General features: G+C 72.9%; 14 protein-coding genes. 7 read left to right on the forward strand and 7 right to left on the reverse strand.

Features of this window, described 5'->3' with window-relative positions; genetic code table 11:
• The coding region (locus ACFP3V_RS22455; RefSeq protein WP_380586368.1) for a DAK2 domain-containing protein at nt 1-113 on the forward strand (113 nt) is incomplete at its 5' end.
• Nucleotides 114-287: 174 nt separating this feature from the next.
• Nucleotides 288-2,399: an MMPL family transporter gene (locus ACFP3V_RS22460; RefSeq protein ID WP_380586287.1), complete on the forward strand. Its 2,112-nt coding sequence runs from the start codon at nt 288-290 to the stop codon at nt 2,397-2,399.
• Between the two features lie 218 nt (nt 2,400-2,617).
• On the opposite strand, the gene ACFP3V_RS22465 is transcribed toward ACFP3V_RS22460, so the two are convergent.
• The 4 genes from ACFP3V_RS22465 to ACFP3V_RS22480 all read right to left on the reverse strand — a co-directional run bounded on the left by ACFP3V_RS22465 (nt 2,618) and on the right by ACFP3V_RS22480 (nt 6,238).
• Entirely contained in the window at nt 2,618-3,322 is a 705-nt protein-coding gene (locus tag ACFP3V_RS22465; RefSeq protein WP_380586290.1) for a peptidyl-tRNA hydrolase, read from the reverse strand.
• Nucleotides 3,323-3,341: 19 nt separating this feature from the next.
• Nucleotides 3,342-4,277: a chitinase gene (locus ACFP3V_RS22470; RefSeq protein WP_380586293.1), complete on the reverse strand. Its 936-nt coding sequence runs from the start codon at nt 4,275-4,277 to the stop codon at nt 3,342-3,344.
• A gap of 231 nt (nt 4,278-4,508) precedes the next feature.
• Nucleotides 4,509-5,759: an MFS transporter gene (locus ACFP3V_RS22475; RefSeq protein ID WP_380586296.1), complete on the reverse strand. Its 1,251-nt coding sequence runs from the start codon at nt 5,757-5,759 to the stop codon at nt 4,509-4,511.
• On the reverse strand, nt 5,759-6,238 hold the full coding sequence (locus ACFP3V_RS22480; RefSeq protein WP_380586299.1) for a MarR family winged helix-turn-helix transcriptional regulator: 480 nt from the start codon (nt 6,236-6,238) through the stop codon (nt 5,759-5,761). Before ACFP3V_RS22480 ends, ACFP3V_RS22475 begins: the two co-directional genes overlap by 1 nt.
• A gap of 70 nt (nt 6,239-6,308) precedes the next feature.
• On the opposite strand from ACFP3V_RS22480, the gene ACFP3V_RS22485 reads away from it, so the two are divergent.
• The 4 genes from ACFP3V_RS22485 to ACFP3V_RS22500 all read left to right on the forward strand — a co-directional run bounded on the left by ACFP3V_RS22485 (nt 6,309) and on the right by ACFP3V_RS22500 (nt 11,823).
• Nucleotides 6,309-7,580, forward strand: a complete 1,272-nt coding sequence (locus tag ACFP3V_RS22485; protein ID WP_380586302.1) for a VWA domain-containing protein — start codon at nt 6,309-6,311, stop codon at nt 7,578-7,580.
• Nucleotides 7,580-8,341, forward strand: coding sequence for a hypothetical protein (locus ACFP3V_RS22490; RefSeq protein ID WP_380586305.1), 762 nt, complete (start codon nt 7,580-7,582; stop codon nt 8,339-8,341). The genes ACFP3V_RS22485 and ACFP3V_RS22490 overlap by 1 nt, the downstream gene beginning before the upstream one ends.
• 256 nt (nt 8,342-8,597) lie before the next feature.
• Nucleotides 8,598-10,340 carry a pyruvate dehydrogenase gene (locus tag ACFP3V_RS22495; protein ID WP_380586308.1) on the forward strand — a complete coding sequence of 581 codons (1,743 nt, stop codon included), beginning with the start codon at nt 8,598-8,600 and terminating at the stop codon, nt 10,338-10,340.
• A 31-nt stretch (nt 10,341-10,371) separates the two neighbouring features.
• Entirely contained in the window at nt 10,372-11,823 is a 1,452-nt protein-coding gene (locus ACFP3V_RS22500) for a phytoene desaturase family protein (RefSeq protein ID WP_380586311.1), read from the forward strand.
• Between the two features lie 137 nt (nt 11,824-11,960).
• On the opposite strand, the gene ACFP3V_RS22505 is transcribed toward ACFP3V_RS22500, so the two are convergent.
• The gene (locus ACFP3V_RS22505; protein WP_380586314.1) at nt 11,961-12,584 is read right to left on the reverse strand and encodes a class I SAM-dependent methyltransferase; all 624 of its coding nucleotides are present in this window, start codon (nt 12,582-12,584) and stop codon (nt 11,961-11,963) included.
• Between the two features lie 58 nt (nt 12,585-12,642).
• A complete protein-coding gene (locus tag ACFP3V_RS22510; protein WP_380586317.1) occupies nt 12,643-13,587 on the reverse strand; it encodes a pseudouridine synthase in 945 nt (314 codons plus the stop codon).
• 304 nt (nt 13,588-13,891) lie between these two features.
• Here ACFP3V_RS22510 and ACFP3V_RS22515 point away from each other — a divergent pair, with 304 nt between their 5' ends.
• A complete protein-coding gene (locus ACFP3V_RS22515; RefSeq protein ID WP_380586320.1) occupies nt 13,892-14,563 on the forward strand; it encodes a pentapeptide repeat-containing protein in 672 nt (223 codons plus the stop codon).
• Here the strand turns inward: ACFP3V_RS22515 and ACFP3V_RS22520 are convergent.
• Nucleotides 14,490-15,103: alpha/beta hydrolase (locus ACFP3V_RS22520; protein WP_380586323.1), on the reverse strand; the 614-nt coding region annotated here is incomplete at its 5' end. The genes ACFP3V_RS22515 and ACFP3V_RS22520 overlap by 74 nt on opposite strands.

Consider the following 15,103-nt stretch of genomic DNA (forward strand, 5'->3'; position numbering starts at 1 on the left):
CCCGCAAGGGCCGCGCCTCCTACCTCGGCGCACGCAGCGTCGGCCACGAGGACCCGGGCGCGTCCTCGTCCGCGCTGCTGGTCGAGGCGCTGGCGGAGGCGGCCAAGGGGTAGCCCGGGCGGGAGCAGCGTTAGGCGCACCTTTAGGGGCGCGGGGCAGGGTGCGAGTGGCGCTCTGCCCCGCGCCCCTCGGTGTTCACCCGGCCGAAGTTGACGGAAGCCCGCGCGGGCTCCATGATGAGCGAAAACAGTCGCGATGTATCGCGTTTAGTTGGGGGATGCAGTCAAATGAACCTCGGTCGGCGGTTGGCCGCCATACCAAGTGGGCGTCGCAGCAAGTGGGTCGTGCTGGTCGCCTGGATCCTGCTGCTGGTGGCGCTCGGTCCCCTCGCGGGCAAGCTGACCGGGGCGGAGGACAACCAGGCGCAGAGCTGGCTGCCCGGCAGCGCGGAGTCCACCAAGGTCCTCAAGCTGCAGGACCAGTTCAGCTCCACCCAGTCCGCCACCGCCGTCGTCGTCTACACCCGCGACAGCGGCATCACCGCCGCCGACCAGGCGAAGGCCGCGGCGGACGCCAAGAGCTTCGCCTCGGCCCCGCACGTGCAGGGCACGATCACCGGTCCGGCGCCGAGCCAGGACGGCAAGGCGCTGGTCACCACCGTTCCCATCGACACGGCCAAGGGCGGCTGGAACAACCTCGGCCCCGCCGTCGACAAGATCCGGTCCACCGCGACCACCGGCGACCCGGGCCTGAGCGCCCACGTCACCGGTCCCGGCGGCATCGGCGCGGACCAGAGCAAGGCGTTCTCCGGCATCGACGGAACCCTGCTGTACTCGACCCTCGCCGTCGTGATCATCCTGCTGCTGCTGACCTACCGCAGCCCCGTGCTGTGGCTGCTGCCGCTGGTCGCCTCGGGTGTCGCGCTCACCGTCGCGCAGGCCGTCATCTACCTGCTGGCGGACCATGCCGGGCTCACGGTCAACGCGCAGAGCGCGGGCATCCTGCTGGTGCTGGTGATCGGCGCCGGCACCGACTACGCGCTGCTGCTGGTCGCCCGCTACCGCGAGGAGTTGAGGCGCCATCAGGACCGGCACGAGGCCATGGCGGAGGCCCTGCACCGGGCCGGACCGGCCGTCTTCGCCAGCGCCGCGACCGTGGCCGTCTCCATGCTCTGCCTGCTGTTCGCCGAGATGAACTCGACCGCCGGCCTCGGCCCGGTGCTCGCGATCGGCGTGGTCGTCGCGCTGACCGCGATGCTGACGCTGCTGCCCGCGCTGCTGGTGATCACCGGCCGCTGGATCTTCTGGCCGGTCAAGCCCGCCTACGGCACGCCCGAGCCGACCGAGAGCGGCATCTGGGCCCGTATCGGCGGCCGCATCGGGGGTCGTCCGCGGACGGTCTGGATCACCACCACGCTGGTCCTCGGCGCCTTCGCGCTGGGCCTGCTCGGCCTGAAGGCGGACGGCCTGTCCACGGCCGGCGCGTTCACCGGCAAGCCCGACTCCGTCGTCGGCCAGACCGTCCTCACCGAGCACTTCCCCGGTGGCCAGGGCGCCCCCGTCATCGTCATCTCCAACGCGGGACCGGCGGCGCAGGTCGCGGCCAAGCTGGGCGAGGTGCCGGGTGTCGCGCAGGTCAACCAGCCGGTGGTGAAGGGCCAACTCGCCTACATCACGGCGGTGGTGAAGTCCTCGCCGGACAGTCAGGACGCCAAGGACACCGTCGACCGCGCCCGCGCCGCGACGCACGCGGTGCCCGGCGCGGACGCCCGGGTCGGCGGCAACACCGCGGTCATGCTCGACACCGAGCGGGCGTCCGCGCACGACGACAAGGTGATCATCCCGATCGTCCTCGCCGTGGTGCTGCTGATCCTGGGCCTGCTGCTGCGAGCGGTGGTCGCGCCCCTGGTCCTCATCGCGACCGTGGTGCTCTCCTTCGCGTCGGCGCTGGGCATCAGCTCGCTCGCGTTCAACCACCTGTTCCACTTCGAGGGCGCGGACAGCTCGTTCCCGCTGTTCGTCTTCGTCTTCCTGGTGGCCCTGGGCATCGACTACAACATCTTCCTGATGACCCGGGTGCGGGAGGAGGCGGTCCACCGCGGCACCAAGACGGGCGCGCTGGCCGGCCTGGCGGCGACCGGCGGCGTGATCACCTCGGCAGGCCTGATCCTCGCGAGCACCTTCGGTGTCCTCGGCACGCTGCCGGTGGTCGGCTTCGCGGAGATCGGCTTCGCGGTCTGCCTCGGCGTCCTGCTCGACACCTTCGTGGTCCGGTCGGTCCTGGTGACCGCGCTGGCCATGGACATCGGCAACCGGCTGTGGTGGCCCTCCCGCCTCGCCCGCGAAGCGGGCGAGGGCGTGAAAGCCCCGCTGACCCCGAGGGAGAACGTCCCGAGCTGACCCTTCGGGGCCCCGCCAGGGGGCCTTCAGGGGCCTTCACGGGCGCGAGGATCCCCACCCTTCGGGCGGGAGGTGCCCCCAGCGCGAGCAACACACCACCCGGGGAGGTCCCGGCCCGCTCCATGGGGTCGAACCTCCCCGGGTGGTTGGTTGCTCGCGCAGTTCCTCGCGCCCCTGAAGGCCGTGGCGGGCCCCTGAAGGCCCCCCTGGCAGGGCCCCTAGCGGGGGTTGAGGTCGGCGATGACGGTGCAGCTGCCCGGGGCGATCTCGGTGAAGCCCGCGTCGCGGACGACCGGCAGGTCGCGGGTGAGCAGGTCGGCCCACCGCTCGGGAGCTGCCTCTCGCACCGCGAGGGCGAAGCCCTCGTCGCGCCAGGCAGCTCGGGCCACCGGGGCCAGCGTCCACCACGCGAGCTGCGCGCCATGCCCCACCTGCGCCATCGCCTTCCCCGTCGACATCCGCAGTTCGGGGTTGAGCCACAGCACCGGCAGGCCCGCCGCCGGCTCCTCGGGCGGCTGAGGGTCCGTCAGCTCCGTTCCGGAGACCTGCAGTCGGGCCAGGTCCTTCGGCCAGCCGTCCAGCGGGATCGGCGGGAAGACGCGGACCTCGGCCGCCTTGCCCGTCACGGTCAGGCCGGGGAGGGCCTCCGCGCGGCGCCACTCCGCGCCGCGCGCGCGGCGCACGACCTTGCGGATCCGGGCGTCCTCCCAGGCCCTGACCGCCTCGTGCCATTCGCCGTCCGGCTCGGTCACCCGGGGGTCGGCGAGCAGGGCGAGGACCGCGCGGGCCGCCGTCTCCAGCGCGTCGGTGTGCGACGGAGGCTCGGCCCGCTCGATCCTCGCGACGAGCGGAAGGACGTACTGGGGCGCGGCGTCGCGGTCGGCCGCGCGGTCCCGGAAGGGGCTCTCACTGCTGGTGGTCACCCCTTCAGTCTCTCAAGCCTCAGCCGGTGATCCTGTTGAAGATCTTGGAGTAGGCCCAGCCGGTCTTCTTGTCGTAGCTGTGCACCTCCCAGAAGGCCAGCTCCTGCACGCCCTTGCTCGCGGCGAAGGACTCCAGGGTCTTGGCGTTGGACTGGGTGAAGTTCTCGTTGTCGTCGTTCTGGCCGGCGATCGGCGTCAGGCCGAGGGTGTGCCAGGCCGAGGACGCGGACACCCCGTACAGGCTCGCCAGCTGCTTCTCGGTGCCGTTCGCCGCCGACTCCGCGTCGGCCAGCGCCTTCTCGCCGTCGCCGAAGTCCATCGTCATGATGTTGACCAGGTTGACCTTGACGCCCTTGCTCTTCGCGTCCTTGAGCAGCTTGAGCGCGTTGCCGGGCAGGCCGCCCGGATCGACCGGCAGGGTGAAGTCGACGGTGATCGACGGGTTGGCCTGCTGCAGGGCCGCCAGCGCCTGGTCGCGGCGGGAGTTGGCCGTGGTGTCGTCGAGCGTGCTGCCCTCGATGTCGAAGTCGAGCCGGGTCACCCCGTAGGTCGTGGCGATCTTCTTGTAGGCGGCGGTCAGGCTGCTGACCGAGGTGCAGGTCTGGGCGAGCTCGCCGCCCTCCGCTCCGCCGAAGGAGAGGATGACGTCCCCGCCGGCGGCCTTGAGGGCGTTGATCTGCGACGTGAAGGCGCCCACGGAGTCGCCGTTGTACTCCCACTCGGCGGTGCAGCCGGACTTCGGGATCAGGAAGGCGAGCGTGGAGTACTTCGTGCCGCTCGCGGTCCGGTCCGCGGCCAGGTCGCCGACCGAGCCGCTCTGCAGTTCGAGGTAGGGGGCGGAGTAGTGGCTGGGGAAGGTGGTCGCCGCCTGTGCCGGCTCCGAGGCGGCGACGGCACCGAGCGGCAGCAGGGTGGCCGCGGCCGCGGTTGCGGCGAAACGTACGGACTTGCCCATGATGGTGACAGCCCTTCAGAAAGGTGCGCCAGTGGGGGATTTGGCGTTAGGAAGGTTTCCTAACTGCCCGCACCGAGATGCTGGCGCTTCGTCAGTTCGCTGTCAAGACATGGGGGATGGCCCCGCGCCACCGGGCAGCCAGGTGCCGGGGCCCCCGCACATGCCGACGCCCCCGCCGGGGACGAGTCGGCGGGGGCGCGGGTTCGTGGGGCGCGGGGCGCCCGGGCCTGGTCAGCTCGCGGAGCCGACCTCCAGTTCTTCGGCCTCCGTCGCGGAGGTCACCGCCGGGGCGGCCTGCGCCTGCTCCGCCTGGGCCAGCAGCCCGTGGCCGGTCGACAGGATCGCGATCCCGACGAGCAGCGCCACCGAGCCGATGTAGAACGGGACATGGATGTTGTAGTGCTCGACCAGCTTGCCCGCCGCGTAGGGGGCGAGGCCGCCGCCGATGAAGCGGACGAAGCCGTAGGCCGCCGACGCGACCGGCCGCTCGACGGGGGCCACGCTCATCACGGCCGCGGTCGTCACCGTGTTGTTGATGCCGATCGGGATGCCGGCGGCGATCACCAGGGCGATCAGCGCCGCCTGGTGGTCGGTCCACAGCCCGATGCCCGCGATGATCAGCGCGAACACGAAGAGGTTGAGGTACAGGGTGCGGGCGATGCCGAGGCGCCCCTGGATCCGCGGCGCGCCGAAGACGGCGAACACGGCGACCAGCACGCCCCAGCCCGTGAAGACCCAGCCGAGCTGGATGGCGCCCAGGTGCATCGGGAAGGGCGCGTAGCCCAGCATCGTGAAGAAGGCCCAGTTGTAGCAGAGCGCGGCCAGGGACATGGTGAGCAGTCCGCGGTGCCGCAGCGCCTTGACCGGCTCCAGCAGGCCGGTCTTCCGTTCCGGCAGCGGCAGCGGCTTGACCAGGAACACGGTGGCGAGCAGGGCGATGGCCATCAGCCCCGCGACCCCGAAGAACGGCCCGCGCCAGCTGATGCTGCCGAGCACGCCGCCCAGCAGCGGGCCGACGGCGATGCCGAGGCCGAGCGCGGCCTCGTAGAGAATGATCGCGCCCGCGAAACCGCCGGTCGCCGACGCGATGATGACGGCCAGTGAGGTCGCGATGAAGAGCGCGTTGCCGACGCCCCAGCCAGCCCGGAAGTCGACGATGCCGCTGATGGAGTCGGACGTGCCGGCCAGGAAGGCGAAGACGACGATCAGGGCCAGGCCGACGATCAGCGTCTTCTTGGCGCCGATGCGGCTGGAGACCCACCCGGTGATCAGCATGGCGACCGCGGTGACCACCAGGTAGCTGGTGAACAGCATGGTGACCTGGCTGGGGGAGGCGTGCAGCTCGCTGGAGATCGCCGGGAGGATCGGGTCCACCAGGCCGATGCCCATGAAGGAGACCACGCAGGCGAACGCGACCGCGAAGACGGCGCGCGGCTGCTTGAACGGACTGCCGGCGTCAGCGCCGGTGGCGTGACTGTGCATCAGAGGAGTTCTCCGGGAGAGGGGGTGACGGTTTCGGGGAGATCCAGACTGCTGAGTGCGAGCAGGGCGGGGGCCGCCGCGGCGAGGGCCGCGCGGTGCCCGGGGGTGAGCAGCCGCTGGAGTTCGGTGAGCCGCTCGGCGAACTCGGCGCGGCGGTCGGCGAGCGCGACCAGTCCCGCTTCGGTGATGCCGACTCGGACCACGCGGCGGTCGGCCGGGTCGGGCGTCCGCTCGACCAGCCCAGCGCGCTGCAGTCGGCCCACCAGCTGCGTCATCGCAGGCTGGCTGATGTGCTCGGCGCGGGCGAGCGCGGTCAGGCGCAGCGGCCCGGAGCGTTCCAGGGTGCCCAGGGCCGTGGCGGCGCTCGCCGACAGGGGCGAGCTGCTGTCCGCACGGCGCAGTCGGCGGGTGAGGCGCACGAGCGCTGCGGAGACCTGCGAGGCGGCCTCGCTGTCAGGGGTCCCCCCAGATAGATTCATAATACATGTATATCACTGCATGATGCATCTATCTAGCGGGAGATGATCTGAAGATCGCTAAGATCCGCCGGTGACGATCTTCAAAAAGGCGGCGGCGGGCACGGCGAGCCTGCTCGCCGCCCTCGCGCTCGTGGGCGGCGTCCCGGCCGCCGCCCATGCCGACGGCAGTTCCGCCGGCAACTCGGACTTCCCTCAACAGGCCCAGCCCCGCGTCGAGTTGGTGCTCGATGTGAGCGGCTCGATGCGCGCCGCCGACCTCGGCGGGATGACCCGCATCGCGGCCGCGCAGCGGGCCCTCGGGGAGGTCGTCGACGCCCTCCCTGACGAGGACCAAGTGGGCCTGCGCACCCTGGGCGCCACCTACCCCGGCCGCGACAAGGCACGCGGCTGCAAGGACAGCCAGCAGGTCGTCCCGGTCGGACCGCTCGACCGCACCGAGATCAAGACCGCGGTCGCGACCCTGCGGCCCACCGGCTGGACCCCGATCGGGCTCGCCCTCACCAAGGCGGCCGCCGACCTCAAGGCGGGCGGAGACGACACGGCCACCCGCCGGATCGTGCTGATCACCGACGGCGAGGACGACTGCGCCCCGCCCAACCCCTGTGACGTCGCCCGCGCCCTGGCGGCCGAGGGCACCCACCTGACCGTGGACACCCTCGGGCTGACCCTGGACGACAAGGTGCGCCGCCAGCTCACCTGCATCGCCGAGGCCACCGGCGGCACGTACACGGCGATCACCAGCGAGGACCAGCTGACGAAGCGTCTGACCCAGCTGGTGAAGCGGAAGGCGGACCCGCTCGCCCCGCCCGCGGCCACCACCGGAAGCGCCGACTGCACGAACGCGCCGACGGTCACCCCGGGCGTGTGGACCGACCGCGAGGGATTCCAGGAGACCCGCTGGTACAAGGTCGAGGTGTCCGCCGGCCAGGAGCTGCGGGCCGCCGTCTCGCTCGCGGTGGACCGGCAGGTGCACCCCAACTACGCCGTGACGCTGCGGGCCACCAGTACGGTCGGCCGCGAGCTGGCCCGGTCCGTCGGCGCCGGGACCGGGCGGTCCGACCTGGTCTCGACCGGCCTGCGGACCGACGGCAGCGGCGCGGGCACGGTGTGCCTCGCGGTGGCCAACGCGTTCAGCGCGGACGCGGGCGTGCGCACCACGCCCGGCTTCCCGGTGGAGCTGAGCGTCGCCCTGGTCCCGGCGGCGGTCGCGCCGAGCGGGTTCACCTCGGGACTCGGCACCGGGTGGGTCCTCGTCGGCGTCCTTGCGGCCCTCGGCCTGGTCGCCGGGCTGCTCATCGGCTGGCTGGCCCGGTTCCGGGTCGCGATCTGGAGGGAGCCGTGATGAGGCTCGGACGGATGCTCGGTACGGGGGCTGCGGCCGCGGTTGCGGTGGGTGCTGCGGTCCTGGCGTCGCCGGCGTGGGCGGACAGCGCGTCGCCGGAGCCCTCGGCGTCGGGCTCGGCGGTGGTCACCGCGGACGCGGGCACCTCGTTCCTGAACGCCGCGCAGTTGACGGCGGGTCAGTCGGTGGAGGTCGGCAGCTCGACCGGCGACTACCAGTACTGGGCCTTCACGCAGAAGGCGGGCCAGCAGGCCACCCTGCACGTCGGGGTCACGCTCGCCGACGCCTCCGCGCGCCACGGCGCGCAGCAGTGGCGGCTGGACCTGTACGACGGGCTGCGCCGCGAACTGCAGTGCGTCAGCGGCAGGCCCGAGGTGACGGCCGGTCAGAACGCGGCGGAGGTCGAGCTCAGCTGCCGGCTGCCGCGGGTGCGGGCGTATGCCGAGACGTGGTCCGACGACCCCCTGCCGGGGACCTACTACGCCCGGCTGACCGTCGCGGCGGCGAACGAGCAGGACCTCGGCGCGGCGATGAGCTCCCGGGTGACGCTGCTGGAGTCGGACGGCGACGCCCGCCCGGTGGGCGGCGCGGTCGCCCCGGTCGCGATGCCCGCCGCAGGCCCCTCGGCGGTCGCCGCGGCGGCGTCGGATGACGCCCTGTCAGCAGACAGGTCCCCCTGGTGGTGGACGGCCGGCGCGGGCGCGGCCGCGGCTGCGGCCGCGGTGCTGGGATACACCCTGACCCGCCGCCGGCCCCGCTGAGGGGCCGAAGGCCCCTCCAGGGGCGCGGGGATCCCCCACCCTTCGGGCGGGAGGTGCCCCCACCGCGACCAGCCCACCTCCAAGGGAGGTTCGTCCCGCACGGGGCCGGACCTCCGCGAGTGGTGTGCTGGTCGCGGTGGGGGGCACCTCCCGCCCGAAGGGTGGCGGATCCCCGCGCCCCTGAAGGGGCCCGACGGGCCCCCTGGTGGGGCAACCGGGCGCGCGGGGGCGTGGCCGCGGTCCTAGGTTCGGGCTTATGGCGAAGCAGACCGTGGCCGAGCAGTTCGTCGAGCTCCTCACCCGCGCGGGGGTGACCCGCCTGTACGGGGTCGTGGGAGACAGCCTCAACCCGATCACGGACGCCGTGCGCAGGCACAAGGGCATCGACTGGGTCCAGGTCCGGCACGAGGAGGTCGCGGCCTTCGCCGCCGGCGCCGAGGCGCAGGTCTCCGGCAAGCTGACCGCCTGCGCGGGAAGCTGCGGGCCGGGCAACCTGCACCTGATCAACGGGCTCTTCGACGCCCAGCGCAGCATGGCCCCGCTGCTGGCCATCGCCGCGCACATCCCCTCCAGCGAGATCGGCACGGCCTACTTCCAGGAGACGCACCCGGACCGGCTCTTCGCCGAGTGCAGCCACTACTCCGAGATGATCTCCTCGCCCGGCCAGATGCCCCGCGTCGTGCAGACAGCGATCCAGCACGCCGTCGGTCGCTCCGGCGTCTCCGTGGTCTCCCTCCCGGGGGACGTCGCGGGGCTTGAATCCCCGGCGCGCGCAGCCGAGTTGGCGCTGCCGACGAGGCGGCCGAGCGTCCGACCGGGGGACGACGAGGTGGCGGCGTTCGCCCGGCTGGTCAACGAGGCGAAGCGGGTCACCCTCTTCTGCGGCAGCGGCACTGCCGGCGCCCACGACGAGGTGATGGCCCTCGCCGAGAAGGTCAAGTCCCCGGTGGGGCACGCCCTGCGCGGCAAGGAGTGGATCCAGTACGACAACCCCTTCGACGTCGGGATGAGCGGCCTGCTGGGCTACGGCGCCGCCTACGAGGCCACCCACGAGTGCGACCTGCTGGTCCTGCTGGGCACCGACTTCCCCTACAACGCCTTCCTGCCCACCGATGTGAAGATCGTTCAGGTGGACGTCCGCGCCGAGCACCTCGGCCGGCGCTCCCGGCTCGACCTGGCGGTCTGGGGCGACGTCCGGGAGACCCTGCGCTGCCTGCTGCCGCAGGTCGAGGAGAAGACCGACCGGCGGTTCCTGGACCGCATGCTGCGCAAGCACGCCGACGCGCTCGAAGGCGTGGTGCGCGCCTACACCCGCAACGTCGAGAAGCACACGCCGATCCACCCCGAGTACGTCGCCGCGGTGCTCGACGAAGAGGCCGCCGAGGACGCCGTGTTCACCGTCGACACCGGCATGTGCAACGTCTGGGCCGCCCGCTACCTCACGCCGAACGGCAGGCGGCGCGTCATCGGCTCCTTCACCCACGGATCGATGGCCAACGCCATGCCCCAGGCCATCGGCGCGCAGTTCCTGGACCGGAAGCGGCAGGTCGTCTCGATGTCCGGGGACGGCGGCTTCTCCATGCTGATGGGCGACTTCCTGACCCTGGTCCAGTACGAACTGCCAGTCAAGGTCGTGCTCTTCGACAACTCGGTGCTGAGCATGGTCGATCTGGAGATGATGGTCGCCGGCCTGCCGCCCTACGCCACCGGCTACCAGCACACCGACTACGCGGCCATCGCCCGGGCCGCCGGGGCCTTCGGTGTCCGGGTGGAGAAGCCGAAGGACCTGCGCGGCGCGCTGCGGGAGGCCCTGAGGCACAAGGGGCCCGCCCTGGTGGACGTCGTCACCGACCCGAACGCGCTGTCGCTGCCGCCGAAGATCACGGCCGAGCAGGTGACCGGTTTCGCCCTCTCCACCAGCAAGTTGGTCGTCGGTGGCGGCGTGGGGCGGATGGTCCAGATGGCCCGGTCGAACCTGCGCAACGTCCCCCGGCCGTGAGCAGCGGCCCCGGCGGTGGGAGGATCACGGCATGGGGCGAGGCAGTGCGGGCGCAAGCGGCGTCGGCAGCGCGGTGGTCGTGGGGTCCGGTCCGAACGGTCTGACCGCCGCCGTGGCGCTGGCCCGGGCCGGTCTCGCGGTAACCGTGCTGGAAGCAGCCGACGAGATCGGTGGCGGCACCCGCTCCGGCGAGTACACCCTGCCGGGCCTGGTGCACGACCACTGCTCGGCCGTGCACCCCTTCGGCGCGGCGTCGCCGTACTGGCGCTCGCTGGACCTGGAGCGGCACGGACTGGTCTGGCGCTACCCCGAGATCGACCTCGCCCACCCGCTGCCGGGCGGGCGCGCCGCCGTGCTCAGCCGCTCGCTGCGGCGCACCGGGGAGAGCCTCACGCCGACCGACGCGCGCCGCTGGCGCCGGGTCTTCGGTCCGCTGGCCACCGGCTTCGACGAGTTGGGCGGCGACGTGCTCGGCCCGCTGACGCGGGTGCCCCGGCACCCGTTGCGGCTGTCCCGCTTCGGCCTGATGGCCCTTCAGCCCGCCACGCTGCTGGCCCGGTTGTGGCAGGGCGAGGAGGCGCGGGCGCTGTTCGCGGGCTGCGCCGCGCATGCGTTCACGGCCCTGGAGCAGCCCCTGACGTCCGCAGTGGGGCTGATGCTGGCCGCGTCAGGGCACCGCTACGGCTGGCCGGTGGCGAAGGGCGGCTCGGCCGCGATCGCCGGAGCGCTGGCGGCGGAGCTGCGCGCGCACGGCGGGAGGGTGGAGACGGGCGTCCGGGTGCGCTCGCTTGCGGAGCTGCCCCCCGCCGAGGTGGTGATGCTCGACCTCGCCCCCGGCGCCGCCGCCGACGTCTGCGGCGACCGGCTGCCCCCGCGCGTGGCCCGCGCCTACCGGCGCTGGCGGCACGGGCCGGCGGCGGTCAAGGTCGACCTGGCGGTGGCCGACGGCATCCCCTGGCAGGCGGAGGCCGCCCGCACGGCGGGAACGGTGCATGTGGGCGGCACGCTGGCCGAAGTCGCCCACGCGGAGCGCGAGGTGACGGCGGGTCGGCTGCCGGAGCGGCCGTTCGTCCTGGTCGCCCAGCAGTACCTGGCGGACGAGACCCGGTCCTGGGGCGGCGTCCACCCGGTGTGGGCCTACGCCCACGTTCCCGGCGGTTGGGCGGGGACCGAGGAGGAGGGCATCGAGCTGGTGCTGCGTCAGCTGGAGCGGTTCGCGCCCGGGACGCGGGAGCGGGTACTGACGGCCCAGGCCTGCGGACCGGCGGGGCTGGAGCGGTTCAACGCGAACTTCGTGGGCGGCGACATCGCGACGGGGGCGAACACCCCCGTGCAGGTCGTGGCGCGGCCGCGGCCGGCCCTGGACCCGTATGCCACCGGCATCCCGGGCGTCTACCTCTGCTCCGCGGCGACCCCTCCGGGCGCGGGCGCCCACGGGATGTGCGGCTACTGGGCCGCGAGGGCCGCGTTGCGGCATCGTTAGGGCCCCGTCAGGGGCTTTTGGGGGCGCGAGGAACTGCGCGACGAGCCCACCACTCGCGGAGGTTCGTCCCGCAGATGGGGTCGGACCTCCCTGGGTGGTGGGTTGCTCGCGCAGTACCTCGCGCCCCTGACGGGGCCCTAACGGGCCGTGGCGATGCCCAAGGAGTCCGCGCCCATGGCCTTGGGGGCGCCCTTCTCGTAGAACACGTCCACCGTGAGGATCTCGAAGCCGGCGTCGCGGAGCATGTCCTGGACCGGGCGGGTCAGGTGGCAGCCGGCGAAGAGGTGGATCTGCATCGGCTCCAGGCGGTGTTGCCAGGCGCGGATGCGCACATCGCCCGCCGGGGCCAGCCCGTGCTCCAGGAAGTGGAACTCGCCGCCCGGCTTGAGCACCCGGCGCAGCTCCAGCAGCGCCGCGTGGGGGTCGGGGATGGTGCACAGCGTCCACGTGGACAGCGCGCTGTCGAAGCTGCCGTCCGGGTACGGCAGCGACTGCCCGTCCAGGCCGCCGCGGGCGATGGGGACGTGGGACTGCCGGCGCCGCTGCTCGGAAAGCCGCCAGCCCACGTCCGAGGGCTCGATCGCGGTGACCCGGGTGACGGTGTCGGGGTAGTACGGGACGTTGTGGCCGGAGCCGAAGCCCAGTTCGATGACCTCGCCGGTGAGGTCCTCGCAGACCCTGGCCCGGTGGGGCCGGGTGACCTTCATGCCGCAGGCGAAGTTGATCACGTGCGGGACGACCTTCTCGGCGTAGACACCCATCGTTGCCTCCGGTGGCTCGCTTCTGGGGGTCAGGATCCCACCGGGCCGGACCGGAAGGCTAGCCTCCGTTTTCCAGTGCCTGCAGCCTCAGCCCGGTCCGGAAGCTGCGCTCGGCGCCCGTCACGGGGTCGGTGAAGTCAAGCTCGCTTGCGAGCAGTTGCAGGGGCCGCGACCAGTCGTCGTGCTCGGCCTGCGGCAGTAGCAGCGGGTAGACCGGGTCGTTGCGGATCGGGATGCCCAAGCTGCAAAGGTGGAGCCTGAGTTGGTGGGTGCGCCCGGTGGCCGGGGTCAGCCGGTAGTGGGCCAAGCCGCCCGCCTGGTCGAGGAGTTCGACGCTGGACTCGGCGTTGGGCGGCAGGCCGGGGACCTCGCGCGCGGCGATGACGCCGCGCTCCTTGATGATGTGGCTGCGCACCGTGCACGGGAGTTCGAGGTCCGGCCGGTAGGGGGCCACCGCCTCGTAGCGCTTGCGTACCCGGCGGTCGCGGAACAGGTTCTGGTACGCCCCGCGCAGCGCGGGGTCGACGACGAACAGGGCCAGGCCCGCCGTGAGCCGGTCCAGCCGGTGGGCCGGGGAGAGCTGCGGCAGGTCGAGGTCGCGGCGGAGCCGGGCCAGGGCGGTCTCCGTGATGTGGCTGCCGCGCGGAGTCATCGCCAGGAAGTGCGGCTTGTCGACGACGAGGATCTGCTCGTCGCGGTGGACCACGGTGACCGGGAACGGGACCTCGGGTTCCGGCTTGAGCTCCCGATGGAACCAGAGGTGCAGGCCCGGGACGGCCGGCCGGTCCGGGGCGTGGCGGTGCCCGTCCGGGCCGACGAACTCGCCCGCGGCGAACATCGAGTCGATGATCCGGGGCGGGACGGTCGGCAGTCGGCGCAGCAGCCAGTCGCGGAGGGTGAGGCCGGGGGCGGTCTGCGGCTCGGCCGGGATCCGGAGGTGCACCGGGTCGATCCCCTGCCGCTGGGGGAGGGGGGAGCTCGGTACTCGGGGCCTGCGTCGCACCCTGGCCAGGGTAGTCACCGGCGAGGGCGGGCGCGCCTGTGGGGCAGTGCGGTGATCGCGAGGCCCCGTACCGGCCTTGACCTTCCGCACGGGCCCACAGGCCGCCCGAGCCGTGATCCATCAACTCGCAGAGGAATATATCAGTCCAAAGCGACAGATTGGACACTTCGGGCATGCCACTTGCGAGTTGACCCCCTGCGCTGGTCCGATCTTCGGACAGTGCGCTGTTCGATGGTATGTCAGCACCCGTTCACTCGTGTGCGGGAGGGGGGTTCCGGCCCGTCCGGACCTATAGCGTGGCACCATGCCGAAGCCGTCCGCACCTCTGCCACGCCAACTCGCCGATCTGTCCTATGCCGCCTACCTGGAACCCTTCCAGGGCAGGCGGCTGGAGCCGGACGCCGCCTATGACAGCGTCCACCTGGACGGCGGGGCGTTCGAAGGCGACGAGGCCGGCGGGGCCCGCTTCATCGAGGCCGCGCTGTCGGGTGTGTCGCTCACCTCCGTGGGGCTGCGGCAGGCGCGGCTCAACGACGTCTGGCTGCAGGGGGTTCGCCTGGTCGGCTGCGACGCGGCCGAGAGCTCCTGGCTCGACGCCGAGGTCGGGCAGAGTGTGCTCGCCGGGCTCGAGCTGTGGGGCGCCGGGCTGCGCCGGGTGGTCTTCCACCACTGCAAGTTCGACTCGGTCAACCTGCGCGGGGCGAAGCTCACCGAGGTCTGGTTCGTCGACTGCGTGCTCAAGGAGGTCGACTTCGGCGGGGCCGCGCTGCAGCAGGTGTCCTTCCCCGGCTCCACCCTGGACGCCGTCCACCTGGACCAGGCCCGGCTGCGGGACGTGGACCTGCGTCAGGCCGTGCGCATCGACCTCGCGAGCGGGGTGGAGGCGCTGCGCGGCTCCACCATCACGGGGCATCAGCTCCTTGACCTGGCACCGGCGTTCGCCCAGGCGCTCGGAGTTCGTGTGGCGGACGCGTGACCTGCTCGCCCTCGCCGAGCACGATCCGGGCGACGGCGTCGAGCGCGGGGCCGTCCGGCTCGAAGTAGGCCGAATGGGCGGCCAGGCCCTGGCGGCCGCTGTCGGCCGGGATGCGGCGGGCGCCGAACCCCGATCCGCCCGGGTCCGCGCCGAACCAGCTGCCGGGGCCGGGCCCCAGCAGGCGCAGCGGAGCGGCCGCGCCCAGGGCCGGGCCGAGGGCGGGAAGCAGCACCTGCTGGGGAGTTGACGCCACGTTGGCCACCGGGTCCCGCTCGTCCTGGCCGACGTAGACGTGCTCGGCGGGCAGCCCCAGCTCGGCTGCGCGGCTCGCGCCGACGCCGGGGGAGCCGACCAGCACCAGCTCGTCGGGCGGCTCCAGCGGGGCGGCCCGGGCGGCGGTGAGCGACCCGTAGCTGTGGCCCAGCACGGTGACCCGGGACCGGGAACCGCCTCCGGCCCGGTTCGCGGCGCGCAGGCCGGTCAGGAAGGACGCGAGGACGGGGGCGCCGCGGTCCGCGCGGCCCGTGGCGAGTGCGGCGG

Origin of the sequence: Streptacidiphilus monticola (assembly GCF_042658505.1) — a bacterium.
Lineage (GTDB): Bacteria > Actinomycetota > Actinomycetes > Streptomycetales > Streptomycetaceae > Streptacidiphilus > Streptacidiphilus monticola.

Excerpts from the sequence above, each read along its gene's own strand:
- ACFP3V_RS22470 (WP_380586293.1), bottom strand. The coding sequence starts at position 4,277 with ATGGGCAAGTCCGTACGTTTCGCCGCAACCGCGGCCGCGGCCACCCTG.
- ACFP3V_RS22505 (WP_380586314.1), bottom strand. The coding sequence starts at position 12,584 with ATGGGTGTCTACGCCGAGAAGGTCGTCCCGCACGTGATCAACTTCGCC.
- ACFP3V_RS22460 (WP_380586287.1), top strand. The coding sequence starts at position 288 with ATGAACCTCGGTCGGCGGTTGGCCGCCATACCAAGTGGGCGTCGCAGC.
- ACFP3V_RS22475 (WP_380586296.1), bottom strand. The coding sequence starts at position 5,759 with ATGCACAGTCACGCCACCGGCGCTGACGCCGGCAGTCCGTTCAAGCAG.
- ACFP3V_RS22480 (WP_380586299.1), bottom strand. The coding sequence starts at position 6,238 with ATGAATCTATCTGGGGGGACCCCTGACAGCGAGGCCGCCTCGCAGGTC.
- ACFP3V_RS22500 (WP_380586311.1), top strand. The coding sequence starts at position 10,372 with ATGGGGCGAGGCAGTGCGGGCGCAAGCGGCGTCGGCAGCGCGGTGGTC.
- ACFP3V_RS22490 (WP_380586305.1), top strand. The coding sequence starts at position 7,580 with ATGAGGCTCGGACGGATGCTCGGTACGGGGGCTGCGGCCGCGGTTGCG.
- ACFP3V_RS22495 (WP_380586308.1), top strand. The coding sequence starts at position 8,598 with ATGGCGAAGCAGACCGTGGCCGAGCAGTTCGTCGAGCTCCTCACCCGC.
- ACFP3V_RS22515 (WP_380586320.1), top strand. The coding sequence starts at position 13,892 with ATGCCGAAGCCGTCCGCACCTCTGCCACGCCAACTCGCCGATCTGTCC.